The organism is Candidatus Delongbacteria bacterium (assembly GCA_041675285.1).
Classification (GTDB): Bacteria; CAIWAD01; CAIWAD01; order CAIWAD01; family CAIWAD01; genus CAIWAD01.
This window is the reverse complement of record JBAYTZ010000007.1, coordinates 136,923-149,026: the sequence shown is the minus strand read 5'-3', so window position 1 is coordinate 149,026 and position 12,104 is coordinate 136,923. Positions and strand designations below refer to the sequence as shown.

General features: G+C 70.4%; 10 protein-coding genes. 1 reads left to right on the top strand and 9 read right to left on the bottom strand.

What is annotated here, in order from left to right:
- Positions 1-7 precede the first annotated feature (7 nt).
- The 9 genes from WC326_09155 to WC326_09115 all read right to left on the bottom strand — a co-directional run bounded on the left by WC326_09155 (position 8) and on the right by WC326_09115 (position 10,660).
- Positions 8-250 (bottom strand): hypothetical protein, encoded by a 243-nt coding sequence (locus tag WC326_09155; GenBank protein ID MFA7331229.1) that lies wholly within the window; start codon positions 248-250, stop codon positions 8-10.
- Positions 238-1,239, bottom strand: a complete 1,002-nt coding sequence (locus WC326_09150; protein ID MFA7331228.1) for a hypothetical protein — start codon at positions 1,237-1,239, stop codon at positions 238-240. The genes WC326_09155 and WC326_09150 overlap by 13 nt, the downstream gene beginning before the upstream one ends.
- A complete protein-coding gene (gene lnt / locus WC326_09145) occupies positions 1,236-2,756 on the bottom strand; it encodes an apolipoprotein N-acyltransferase (protein ID MFA7331227.1) in 1,521 nt (506 codons plus the stop codon). The genes WC326_09150 and lnt overlap by 4 nt, the downstream gene beginning before the upstream one ends.
- Entirely contained in the window at positions 2,753-3,220 is a 468-nt protein-coding gene (gene ruvX / locus WC326_09140; GenBank protein ID MFA7331226.1) for a Holliday junction resolvase RuvX, read from the bottom strand. Before ruvX ends, lnt begins: the two co-directional genes overlap by 4 nt.
- A complete protein-coding gene (locus tag WC326_09135; GenBank protein MFA7331225.1) occupies positions 3,220-3,849 on the bottom strand; it encodes a hypothetical protein in 630 nt (209 codons plus the stop codon). Before WC326_09135 ends, ruvX begins: the two co-directional genes overlap by 1 nt.
- A 77-nt stretch (positions 3,850-3,926) precedes the next feature.
- The gene (locus tag WC326_09130; protein ID MFA7331224.1) at positions 3,927-4,652 is read right to left on the bottom strand and encodes an outer membrane beta-barrel protein; all 726 of its coding nucleotides are present in this window, start codon (positions 4,650-4,652) and stop codon (positions 3,927-3,929) included.
- A 196-nt stretch (positions 4,653-4,848) separates the two neighbouring features.
- On the bottom strand, positions 4,849-5,508 hold the full coding sequence (locus WC326_09125; GenBank protein MFA7331223.1) for a hypothetical protein: 660 nt from the start codon (positions 5,506-5,508) through the stop codon (positions 4,849-4,851).
- 62 nt (positions 5,509-5,570) lie between these two features.
- Complete coding sequence (locus WC326_09120) at positions 5,571-9,044, bottom strand: FlgD immunoglobulin-like domain containing protein (protein ID MFA7331222.1); 3,474 nt, start codon at positions 9,042-9,044, stop codon at positions 5,571-5,573.
- Positions 9,045-9,202: 158 nt separating this feature from the next.
- On the bottom strand, positions 9,203-10,660 hold the full coding sequence (locus WC326_09115) for a C10 family peptidase (GenBank protein ID MFA7331221.1): 1,458 nt from the start codon (positions 10,658-10,660) through the stop codon (positions 9,203-9,205).
- Positions 10,661-10,791: 131 nt separating this feature from the next.
- Between WC326_09115 and WC326_09110 the strand changes: the two genes are divergently transcribed.
- Entirely contained in the window at positions 10,792-11,952 is a 1,161-nt protein-coding gene (locus tag WC326_09110) for a hypothetical protein (protein MFA7331220.1), read from the top strand.
- Positions 11,953-12,104 lie beyond the last annotated feature (152 nt).

The window sequence follows — 12,104 nt, the reverse complement described above, 5'->3', positions numbered from 1 at the left end:
ACACTCCTCACGAAGATCGTCGGTGAAACAGCAGGGCCAGCAGCAGGGCGCCGGCCAGGATCAGCAGCAGATCCAGCGCCAGACCGGCGGCGCCCCGGGACAGGCTGTCGGCGACCGCCAGACTGTCCGTCGTCGGCAGGGGCGCGCGCAGCAGGCTGTCCGCTTCCCAGGCGGGCACAGCCGCCCGCAAACCTGCAGCGAAGGTAGCAATCCAACCCGCGGCCCGATGCTGGGGATTCAGCGCGGCCATCGCAGCCCGCCCGTCCAGATGTGGTCCGCGCGCCGGGCGGGATCCTGCAGCCAGGCCACGTCGACCTGGAGGCCGCCCAGCGGCAGGTCCAGCGCCCAGCCCAGTCCGCCGCCCACGCAGGGGAAGCCCTGGCTGTCCGTGCCGCGGTTGGGCCAGTAGACGCCGCCCCGCAGGTCCAGCCCCGCGGGCAGGCGGCCTTCCACGCCCAGATGCAGCTCCTGCCGGCCGGCCAGGCTGCTCTCCTGGGTGACGTTGCGCACGTCCAGGGCCAGCAGCGCCGGACCCCGGCGCCCGCCCTCGTCGCGACCCCAGGGATAGCAGGCCAGGCCCACGTTGATGCTGCCGTCGCCCAGCTGGTCCAGGGCGCTGCGGGTCTCCAGGGCGCCCACGGGCTGATAGAGGGCCTGGGCCCCCACGTCCATGATCCGATTGGCGCGGATGACCGCGCCGTAGGCCACGCCCACCCGGCGCCGGTCGTGCCCGGCGTCCAGCAGGCCCGTGGCCGCGACGCCCAGCCGCACGCGCTGATCCAGGGCCAGCGCCACCGTGAGGGAGGGGGTCAATTCGCCCGAGGGCGGCCGGGCCACGTCGTAGCTCCGGGCCAGGGAATCCGTCGCGCCGGGATGCCACTCCGCCGGAGTCAGGGCCAGGCTCAGGTGCCGGCCCCGCCACTCCAGCCGGCGCACGGGCAGCAGGGCGGGCAGCAGCGGTGCCCAGTCCCAGTCGTCCGCCTGCGCCCGCGGCCGGATCCAGGCGGCGGAACCGTCCAGGGCCAGCTTGAAGCCCGGGCGTCGTCCCAGCTGGGCCAGTCCGGCGGGATTGAAGAGGTGGGCGTCGTCCGGCGTGCTGAGCGCGGCGAAACAGCCGCCCAGGGCGCGCACCCGGGCGGGCGCGGCCGGCAGCCAGCGGTCCTCCGCGTGCGCCAAGCCCACGGCCAGCAGCAGGCCCGCTGTAAACAGCAGGCCCGCTGTGAACAGCGCGGCCTTCACCGGGAGCGTCCGGGCCGGATGAACAGCGCCAGCAGCACGGCCCACGAGGCCAGCAGCAGACAGAGTCGGGGCAGCAGGTCGCCGGCGCGGGTGAAGAAGGTCTCCCCCGTAATCAGCGGAATGCGCACTGACAGCGTGCCCAGCTCGCCCTTGGGCAGCTGGCGCACCACGCGGCCGGTCGGGTCCACGGCGGCGCTGTAGCCGTTGTTGCAGGCCCGCACCAGCCAGCGGCCGGTCTCCACGGCGCGCAGGCGGGCGATGGCCAGGTGCTGGTCCAACTCGAGGCTGGTGCCGAACCAGGCGTCGTTGGTCTGGTTGGTGAGCAGCTGCGCGCCGTCCCGCACCATCCGGCGGGCCAGGGAGGCGAAGTTGCCCTCGAAGCAGATGCTCCAGCCGAAGCGCAGGCTGTCCCCGCCGGCGCGCGGCAGGCGGCCGGCCTCTTGGCGCAGGCCCGGGGCGAACTCGGCCTGACCCATGTTGATTTCGCCCAGGCCGGGCAGGAAGCGCTGGCCGGGCACCCGCTCGCCGAAGGGCACCAGCCGCACCTTGTGGTACTGGTCCACGATGCCGGCCTCCGTGATCAGGAAGCTGCCGTTGTAGGGCCGACGATCGGCGGCCAGCCCGGGCTCGTCGTCGTTGGCGCCGGTCAGCAGGGCCAGGTGGTTCTCGCGGCAGAACTCGGCCAGCAGCTCCACCAGTTGCGGACGCCGCCGCAGCTTGGTGGGCACGGCCGTCTCCGGCCAGATCACCAGTTCCGGCCGCGCGCCGGCCTCCAGGGCCTGGCGGGTCAGGTCCAGGTGCTTGAGCACCGTGTCCACCCAGGGGAGTTCCCATTTCTCCTCCGGGTCCACGTCGCCCTGCACGAGCAGCACGGCCAGCTCGCCGCCGCGCTCCTGGGTCCCCAGTTGGGACAGCCGGCCCAGCAGCGGCACCAGCGCCAGCCAGAGCGCCAGCCCCAGCCAGGCGCCGCGCGCGCGCCCGTGGGATCCCAGCAGCCGGTAGAGCAGCGTGGCCCCCAGCACGAGAGCCAGGGTCATGGCGTGCATGCCACCCAGCGCCGCCAGCGGCCGGAGCAGCGGATTGTCCACCTGGGTGGCGCCCAGCAGGGTCCAGGGAAAGCCCATCTCCGTGCCTTCCACCAGCCAGTCCACGCTGACCAGCAGCGGACCGAAGACCCAGAGGGCCGCGGGGCCCAGCCGCCGCAGCAGGCGGAGCAGGATCCAGCCGCAGAGGCCCCAGAGCAGGGAGAGCCAGACCACGGCCCCCGCGGCGCTCAGCCGGGCCAAGAGGGGTGGCGGGTCGGAGTTCAGACCGATCCAGTGGACCACCAGGCTGTGATACACCAGCCCCGCCAGGAAGGCCGCGCCGAAGCCGCCGCCCTCTTCGAAGCGTCGGAACAGGAGGGGCAGCGCCAGGAAAGCCAGGATCCAGGCGGGCGAGGGGGGAAAGGCCAGGGCCGCCAGCAGGCCGCAGGCCAGGGAAGGCCAGTGCCGAAGCCACAGATTGCGGAGGTTCACGCGGCGCCGCCTTCCGGCAGCCCGGCCGGATCCGCCAGGGAATCCAGGTATTCCTGCAGCAGCAGGGCCGCGGCCGTGCGGTCGAGTTCGCCGTCCTGGCGGCTGCGCCGAGTGTCCCGGGCGCCGCGCACGCCGCGCCGGGACTGGTTGACGCGCAGCAGTTCGGCGGCCCGCTGGCTGCTGCCGCCTTCGTCCTGGAAGACGACCTCCAGACCCTCGCGACGCAGCACGTCCGCCAGGTGCAGGATCTCCCCGTCCAGCGTGCCGGGTTCGCCCCGGGCCCGCAGCGGCCGGCCCAACACGATGCGGCTCACGCCCTCGCGCTGCACGAGTTCACGCAGCCGCTGCAGCAGACCCGCGCGCGCCTCCAGGGTCACCAGCGGCCGGGCCAGCCCGACCTGCTCGTCGCCCACGGCCACGCCCACCCGCACGGTCCCGTAATCCAGTCCCAGCACGCGAGCCATCAGGGCGTGGCTCCCGCGGGCGCGTCCAGGCTGTCCGACTCCTCGGCTGGCTCGGCCTCCGGCAGTTCGGCGGAGTCCTCCTGGAAGATCAGGCCCTGCAGCCGGGTCTGATAGTCCCGGTAGCCCGCGCTGTCCGCCGGCTCCTGCTGCCAGATGAAGGTCCAGGCGAAAGCGCCGCGGTTGAAGACGCGCACGTCGTAGAGCAGCACGAGCGTGCTGTCCATCAATGGAAAGGGCTGGATCAGCAGCGTGCGGCCCAAGCCCTCGGCATTCACGGCCTTCACGTCGAAGGTCTCGCCCTCCTCCAGCAGAAGCGGCGTGCCGCCCAGATCCAGTTCCTCGGCCAGATGATCCAGCAGTTCCAGCCGCCGCAAGCGCTTGCGCACGGTCAGGCGGGCCAGATCGGGTTCGTCGCCGCTCAGCAGGTAGAGCGTGGCCTCCCCGTTGGGCCGCACCAGGCTGGTGGCCTGGAAGGCGGCCGGCATGTCCAGGTGGAAGCCCAGCGGCCAGTCGCCCGCCGGGGCCTTGGGCTTCCCGCAGCCCGCCGTCAGCAGAACCAGGGCCAGCACAAGGGACAGGCGCCGGAAAGCGCCAGCGCGGAACCGCAGCCAGCGCGCGGAGAGGATCATCTGCCGCTCCCGGGATTGGAATGAAAAAGGGCCGACATCCCCGGATGCCGGCCCTGGAATCGGCGCATGCGAGGCGTCTAGAACAGGGACTCAAAGTAGTGAACGAGTCCCACCTGCAGACGCATGCCATGGGCTTTGGGGGCGTAGTGGATCACGGCGCCCGTGTTGTCCTCGATGTCCTGGATCTTGCTCAGGACCACGTCCGCGCCCGCCTTGAAGGTCCAGGTCTCGCTCAGGGGGATGCGGGCACCCACGCCCAGGTTGAAAGCCAGCCCGCTGCGGGTCGTGGTGCCTTCGGCCAGGGTCACGCCCAGGCTCTTCAGCTCATAGTCGTAGGACAGGGTGCTGACGCCCATGCCCAGGTCGTAGTAGAGGTACTTGGAGTTCAGCACCGGCAGGGGCATCAGCGTGGCGGGCAGGCGGAAGGCCAGCAGCAGGTCGTGCTGGTCCAGCGACCCTTCCACGTTGGCCGTGAAGCTGCCCGCGCTGGTGGTGAAGTCGACGGACTTGTCGTCCGCCGGGCTGGTGCTGTAGTTGTACTTGATCAGCACTTCGAAGGGCCCCTTGCGGGAATCGAAGCGGTGCCCCAGGGCCGTGTTCAGTCCAAAGCCCATGGCCTGGTCCCCGACCAGGGGGAACACGTCCGTATCGTAGTCCACATCCTTGTTGTCGGCCTTGTAGAACCCGCTGTCGAACAAATAGCGGATCCCCACGCCGAGCTCAATGATGTCGTTTGTCGCCGCTTGCGCCGTCCCACCCAGGAGACTGCTCGCACAGACCAATCCTAGCAGCAGATTCCTCATGCCATCCTCCGGTTATGGTCCAGGCCAAGTCTGAGGTGCCCGGGTCTGTGGGGCCGAAATGTTTACGGAAGGTCTGAACCTTCAGACAGCCGTCCAGCGCCTTTTGCCGGGAAATCGTGAAATACCCATCAGCCTGGGCTGATCGGCGGCAAGTTTGCAAAAGTCATTCCAATTCAAACCCGAAAAACCGCCGGGCTCAGTTCGCCACCCATTCACCCAGGCGCTCCACTTCGCGCAGCAGGGCCGTCTCGAAGGTGGGAGCCCCCTGCCAGCTTAAGGTGTCGCCCCGGGTCAGGGCGATGGAGTTGTCCACAGCCAGGCACTGGGTCAAGCAGGAATCGAAGCGCTGGGTGTAGTAGAAGACCTGGGCCGTCAGCACGCGGACGTCCTGCCAGTCAACGCTTTGCTCGTGCTGGAAGCGCCAGGCGGGCCCGGCCTGCAGCATGGAGCGCGCCCGGTTCAGCAGCACGTCGGCCGCGGCCCCGGCGTCGCGCAGGGCGAAGAGTTCGCCGGCGCGCGAGTCCAGCCAGTCGGCGTCGCCCACCAGGCTGCTCTGGAAGGCCTGCCGCGCCCCGGCGGGATTCAGCAGGTGCAGGCGCGACCAGCCCAGCCCGCCGTAACTCTCCGCCAGCTCCACGTCGTCCAGCGCCAGTTCCTCGAAGAGCGTGGCCGCGCTCTCGTACTGGCCCAGCCGATAGCGGCGCCAGGCCTCGTCCAGCTGGTCGGAGGAGCTGGAGTCGCCGCCGCCGCCGCTCACCCCGCAGGAGAAGGCCGGCAGCAGCAGGCCGGTCGCCAGTCCCCAGCGCAGTCCCGCCGCGCGTCCACGGCCCAACCGCCGGATCCACTGCTTGCGCATGTTTCCCACCTCATCCTTCCGCGGACGCCCGGCGCCCGGTGATCGAATCGCTTTGTCGCCGGCTACTTCAGCAGCAGCAGCTTCTGCACGGCCTGGCGACCATCCTGGCGCAGGCGGGCGAAGTAGACGCCGCTGGCCACCGGCACGCCGGCCTCGTCCCGCCCGTTCCAGCGCAGCTGCCGGCTGCCTGCCGGCTGCGGACCCTCCAGCAGCGTGCAGATGCGCCGGCCGGCCAGGTCGTGGATCTCCAGCCGCGCCACGCCGTCCCGGGGCAGTTCGAGGCTCAGGACAGTCTCCGGATTGAAGGGATTGGGCCAGGCGGGATGCAGCGCGAAGCCCGCGGGCTGGTCGCCGCCGTCCGGATCCCCAGCGCGCAGCGGCCGCACCAGACAGGCGCCCACCGCGTCGTCTTCCGCCGTCACAAGCCGCCAGCCGCTTTCGTCCAGCACCTCCAGCGCCTGACCCACGCCCGCCAGCCGGACCCGGCCGCCCGTGGGCCCGCTCACGCGCCAGCTGCGCGTCTCTTCATCCCCCAGTTCGCGCACCACCCAGCGGCCGTTGCTCAGCCCGGACAGCCAGTCCAGGCGCAGGCCGCCGTCCGGCGCGGGCAGCCCGTCGCCGGGTCGGGCCAGCAGGGCCGAGCCCAGCACCAGGGAATCTGTGCTGCTGTTGCCCGCCACCTGCGGATAGCCCGGCAGGTCCACCGCGCGGATCCGCCAGGTCTCCACGCCGTCGGGGGCGACGAGGTCCGCCCGGTGGATGCGCACCGCGGGATTGGACACCACCATCTCCGTGAAGCTCAGCGCCGCGCTGTCGGCCAGGCGCGTGCCCGTCAGGCTGCGCAGGGCCTCATTGCTCACCGCCACCACGTCCAGCAGGCGGGGTTCCGCCGGGTTGGGCAGCACGGCCAGTTCCAGCAGGGGCGGCTCGTTCTCCAGCGTGGTCAGGGTGATCCACTCCATGTCGCTGTTGCGGGCCTGGTCCGTGGCCACGGCGCCGATGGGGTCCGTGCCCCGGTGGGCGGGCTCCGTGCCGATCAGCGCCCGGTCGTGGACGGGATCCCAGACCGTGTGCACGGCGCCGCCCGGCGGATCGACGAAGGACCAGCTGATCTGCTCGTTCGCATCCTCATCGTAGACCCAGCTGGAAAGGGAGGCCAGCGTGTCCGTCTGCCCGGCGATCACGAAACGCGGGGCGAAGGCGCTGACGATGGGCAGGTTGCCCTCGGAGACGTGCACGACCAGCGGGCCGTCGGCCACCTGGCCGTCGGGATCCTCCACGTGTAGCTGCAGAGTCTCCGTGCCTGGCGTGAACCCGCTCTGCAGCAGCAGGCGCCGGTCGGAGGCACGCACCGTGCCGGTCACCAGGCTGCCCGCCCCCACGCTCCAGGTCAGGGCCTCCGGCGGATCGTCGTAGTCATAGGCCGCGTTGTCCAGGGAGAGGCTGGAGTCCAGCTCGTTGACCCGCATCCAAATCTCCGCCTGGGGAAAGATCACGGGCCGGCCGGAGGGATCGATCACCGCCAGGCTGCCGATGTCCTCGGCCCAGTGGCCCTGGGGATCCTCCGCGCGGTAGTAGGAGAGGTCCGTGGTGCCGGGCAGCATGGGCGCCGTGTAGATCACGCGCCGGGCCAGCGTGTCCAACTGGGTGTAGAAGATGCCGGCGTTGTTCACGGCCCAATCCATCTGCTCGTCCGGCGTGTCCAGGTCCCAGACGTGCGGGTCCAGCTCCAGGGTGTCCCGCGTGCCCGGCAGGAAGACCAGGTCGGGCACCAGCGCCACCACGGGATTGCCGCCCTGCAGGGTCACCACCAAGAGCGAGTCCACGTCCGTGTTGTCGTTGGGATCCCGCACGTGGGCCACGGCCCACTCCACGCCCGACCAGTTGCCCGGCGCGTTGAAGGTGGCCAGGTGGCTCAGGGCGTCCACCACCACCGAGACCTGCTGCAGGCCCTCCAGCCAGATGGTCAGCTGCCCGTCGGGGTTGTCCAGGTCGGAGACGAAGGCGTTCAGGTCCAGCTGCGCGCTGCTCCCGGCGGGGATCAGCAGCTCGCCCAGCGGCTCCCAGATCGGCGGGTAGCTCGAGACCTGCAGGTGCAGCGGCTCCACGTCCGTCAGCAGGCCCGAGTCCGTCACTTTCAGGTCGATGTCCACGAAGGTCCAGAGGGGCACGCCCTCCCGCACCTCCAAGCTCAGCGTGTGGTTCTGGTGGTTGACGCGCGCGGCCACCTGGCTGGTGTCGCCCAGCACCTCCCAGAACAGCATGTCGTAGGCGTCGTCGATGTCGTGGGTCAGCTCCTCCAGGTCCAGCACCAGCACCTGGCCGGGATGGACCTCCACCAGCTCCGGCAGGTCCAATTCGGGCGGATCGTTGACCGGCGTCACCAGGGTCACCAGCCGCGAGGTGTCCGCCATCCCGCCGGGGTCCGCCACGCGGACCAGCAGCGTGTCCCCGCCGAACCAGTCCGGCGGCGCCGTGAAATGGCCGCGCCGCAGGGCCGCGTCCAGGGTCAGGGTCACGGTGTAGTTGCCGCCCAGCAGGCTCCAGCTCAGGTTCTCCACCGGGTCGTCCAGGTCCGTCACCCAGTCGTCGAAGTCCAGCCAGGTCTCGCCGTCCTCGGCCCAGGTGACGAAAGGCTCGCCCGCGGCCATCCCATCGTCGATGATCGGCGGGTCGCCGCGGTAGACGCGCAGGGTGTCCAGGGCGGTGAGGTGCTGGTAGTGGGCCGTCACCTCCAAATCCACCATGGTGCCCGGCCCGGTGCCCGTGAAGCCCAGCCAGTAGGCGCCGGGCAGGCGCAGGGTGTCCAGGGCGCAGACCTGGTTCGGCCCCAGCGGGCTGACGGAGTACCAGACGCTGTCCGGGTTGACGTTGAGCATCTCGTCCAGATAGCTGACCAGATTCAGGCTGTCGCGCGGCGCCTCGCTGGTGAGGTAGACGTCGGGCAGCGGTCCGAACTCCATTCCGATCACGTTGATGACCAGCGGATACTCCCGGAAGAAGGGGTACTCGATGGCCGACTGGCCTTCCCAGAACAGTGTGTTGCGGAAGTGGTTGTTGTCGTGGTCGAAGCCCAGCACAATGCCCTGGGCGGGCTGCAGGAAGCGCAGCTTGAAGCTGCAGGCCGTGCCGTTGACCGTGAAGGCCGGACGCGGATTGCTGACCCCGGTCTGGACGCACCAATCCAATTGATGGCCGGGCAGCGGATTGTCCGGGAAGCGGAAGTCGTGATCGTCGGCGAAGATGACCTGTCCGTACACGCCGAAGATGCCCCGGTCCAGAAACCAGCCCGTGGGAGTCTCATTGTAGCGGACCGGGGTGGCGAAGCTCTCAGCGACGTGCACAAAGCTCTGGAAGCCCGAGATGGCCGTGCCGTTGCTGTTGACGCGAACAAAGATCTCGAGGACCTCCCCCACGCGCACGGTCACTGTGTCCTCGTAGGCGGCGTCCGTCAGCCAGATGGTCTCGTTGACGGCCATGGCGGGCCGCGCCAGCCAGAGCAGCAGCACGGGGAGGAGGAAGCGCAGAGTGTTCATGCGACGGCCTTGGGCAAGCTTCATGCCAAGCTGGAACGATGCCCGGCGCGTTTTTGTGGCAGCTTTCCCGTTGTCCCGCAACGTCTTTCCTGAACCTGTTGCGACAACGGTCGCCACGGGGCCACGAATTTGCCCCCGGCAAGGCAAGGCTTTCCGCCCTAGCGCAGCAGCAACAGGCGCGTGCTGACGGCCGCGCCGCTCCCCGGCAGGCTCAGGCGCGCGAGGTAGAGTCCCGAGGCCGCCGTGGGAATCCAGTCCAGCTGGCTGGCCCCCGCCGGCAGCGGACCGTCGTGCAGCAGCGCCACGCGACGGCCGCCCAGATCGAACACTTCCAGCCGGGCCCGGGCCGCCGTCTCCAGCCGGCAGGCCAGCCGGATCCGCGGGTTGCCCGGGTTGGGCCAGGCCGCCAGCTCCAGCCCGGCGCCGGGCCGCTCGCGCGGGGCCAGGGCGCTCAGGGGCGGCTGGATGTCCACGATCATCCCCTCCAGCACGGTCAGGCTGAAGGGCAGTTCCTGGGGCAGCAGGTACCAGCCGTCGTAGGCGCCCTCCCAGCCGAAGTTCAGGTGGAAGTAGCCGTCGCCGTTCCAGCCGTCCACCACCAGGTTGTGTCCGGCGTCCCAGGCCGGCGTGACCACGGCCAGGTGCGCGGGCAGGCCGCTGCGCATGTTCTCGCTGAGGGCGCCGTAGGGATCGTGGTCGTCGGCGTCCAGCAGGCGCGCGCCGCTGCAGCCCAGCCGCTGCCAGCCGCTGTAGGCCTGGTCCACCCCGAAGGTGCCGGAGCCCTGGTGGTGGTAGACCTGGCGCGCCGCCGTGCCGCAGGCGAAGATCAGCGCCGCCTGCTCCCCGGCGTCCGCCTCCGCGCCCGCCGCCCAGTGGGCCGCCAGGCTGTCCAGCCGCTCGTTGAGCTGCGGGAAGGAGGGAAAGCCCCGGGCCTCCCAGTCGTCGTCGATCCAGTAGCTGTTGCCCGCGTAGCTGTGGTGGTAGCGGTCGGCGGCGCCGAACCCGCCCTCGCCCGGATTGCGGTGGTAGGCCAGGATCTGCCCCATGGTCACCGCCGGACAGCCCGCCAGGCCGCGCTGGCCCGTGCCCGAGCGCGGACAGTCGTCGTTCCAGGGCGGGCCCTGGCCCCACTGGGTCTCCACCCAGCCGCCCGTGGACGTGCTGCCCTCCGGCGGAAAGACTTCCTCGCGCGAGCCGCTCCGCACGGGCGCGGAGCCCAGCCACTCCTCCCAGGCCTGGTGGCGGGCCGCGCGCTGCTCCGCGCTGAGCGCGGCCTGGTGCTCCAACCGCCCGGCCAGATCGGCCTCCAGCAGCGCCAGCAGGGGATTGCTCGCCGCGTCCAGCGCGCCGAACCCGGCCGTGGCGGACCAGGCGGGCACCGGCGGCAGGCGCGTGTCCGCGGACACCACCACGTAGCCTGTCTCCAGCCGGATCAGGTGGAAGAGCCCGCCCACGGGTTGGACGGCCGCCGCGGGCCGGAACTCGCGACCCTGGCGGGCCAGGAAGCGCTCGGCCACGCGCTGGGCCTGCCCGGCATCGATGCCCGCGACCGCGGCCTCCAGCAGCAGTCCGGCTCCCAGCAGCCCGGTCAACATCCAGTGGATTCGCGCCGTCATGGACTTCTCCTCCCTGCTGTGCGATGCGTCACTCGCCTGAACCTTGTTAAACGATTGACTGATCTGCAACCTGAATGCAGTGGGCCGCTCGCCGGGCCCTCACCACACACTCACAGCCCAAGGAGATTCCCATGTCCCTGCTGCAGCGCTTCGGCGTCCTGCTGCTCCTCTGTGCCGGCGGATCGGCCCAGGGGCTGGTCATCGATCACACCTGCACGGATCCGGGCCTGATCCCGGCGGAGCTCTTTCCGACCATCCGCGCGGACCGGCACCTTGTCTACAACCACACCTCACATGGCAGCCAGCTGGTGAGCGGCATGGAGGCCCTCCGCGCCTTTCCGGACTTCGCCGGCCGCTACGACTTCTCCTGGTCCGGCTCGGCCACGGAATTGGAGCTGCGCGACGGTGGAATTCCCGGCGTGCCGGACTTGAGCCAGGGCGACTGGCTCGACGGCAACGGCGTGACGCCCTGGGTCACCAGCACGCGCGCCTACCTGGACGATCCGGCCAACTTGCACATCAACACCGTGCTCTGGAGTTGGTGCTCGATCAACGGACACGACATCCCGCGCTACCTGGAAAACATGGAGATCCTGGTCGCCGAGTTCGGCCCGGGCGGCAGCCGGCCGCGCGCCGCCACCCACCCGGTCAGCTTCGTTTTCATGACCGGCCACGCGGAGGGCCAGCCCATGGACGGCTTCATCCACCTGGCCAACGAGCAGATCCGCGCCCACTGTCTGGCCTACCAGCGTGTGCTCTACGACTTCGCGGACATCGAGGCCTATGATCCCGACGGCGTGTTCTACCTGGATCGACCCATGTGGGACAACCTGGACTACGGCAGCGGGGCGGAGGCGGGCAATTGGGCGGTGGAGTGGATCACGGCCAACCCCCAGCACGAACTGAGCCGGCTCACCACCGGCGCGGATGTGCCCGGCTACAGCGGCTGTCCGGGCTGCGCGCACTCGGACAGCCCGGCGCTGGCCGAACTCAACTGCATCCTGAAGGGTCGGGCTGTCTGGTGGCTGCTGGCCCGCCTGAGCGGCTGGGATCCTGCGACGCCCCCTCAGGCCACCATCCAGCTGGACGGAACGGAGGTGCTGATCGATTGGAGCGGCCTGCGGACCGGCGCAGACTACACGGTGGAACACAGCACGGACGGCCGCAGCTGGGGCCTGCTGACGACCTTCCAGGCCACGGCCGCGACTGCCCAGACCCGCCAGCCGGTGGATCCCGTCGGGCTGGGCCTGTTCCGGCTGCGCGCGGTGGAGTCCGCGGGCGGGGTGAACTGAGCCGGTGGAAGCTGGGCGGACCCAAAAAAAGAGCCCCGACCGAGTCGGGGCGAAGTCCGGAACGATTCGCTGCCGGCGTTGGGGTGCCGACATTGTGAGTGCCTGGAGAAGACCAAGGGGAAGCGGCCCTTCAGACACCCAGCCCAACCATT

Coding starts and splice junctions, on each gene's coding strand:
- WC326_09120 (MFA7331222.1), bottom strand. CDS start 9,044: ATGAACACTCTGCGCTTCCTCCTCCCCGTGCTGCTGCTCTGGCTGGCG.
- WC326_09110 (MFA7331220.1), top strand. CDS start 10,792: ATGTCCCTGCTGCAGCGCTTCGGCGTCCTGCTGCTCCTCTGTGCCGGC.
- WC326_09130 (MFA7331224.1), bottom strand. CDS start 4,652: ATGAGGAATCTGCTGCTAGGATTGGTCTGTGCGAGCAGTCTCCTGGGT.
- WC326_09135 (MFA7331225.1), bottom strand. CDS start 3,849: ATGATCCTCTCCGCGCGCTGGCTGCGGTTCCGCGCTGGCGCTTTCCGG.
- ruvX (MFA7331226.1), bottom strand. CDS start 3,220: ATGGCTCGCGTGCTGGGACTGGATTACGGGACCGTGCGGGTGGGCGTG.
- WC326_09115 (MFA7331221.1), bottom strand. CDS start 10,660: ATGACGGCGCGAATCCACTGGATGTTGACCGGGCTGCTGGGAGCCGGA.
- WC326_09125 (MFA7331223.1), bottom strand. CDS start 5,508: ATGCGCAAGCAGTGGATCCGGCGGTTGGGCCGTGGACGCGCGGCGGGA.
- WC326_09155 (MFA7331229.1), bottom strand. CDS start 250: ATGGCCGCGCTGAATCCCCAGCATCGGGCCGCGGGTTGGATTGCTACC.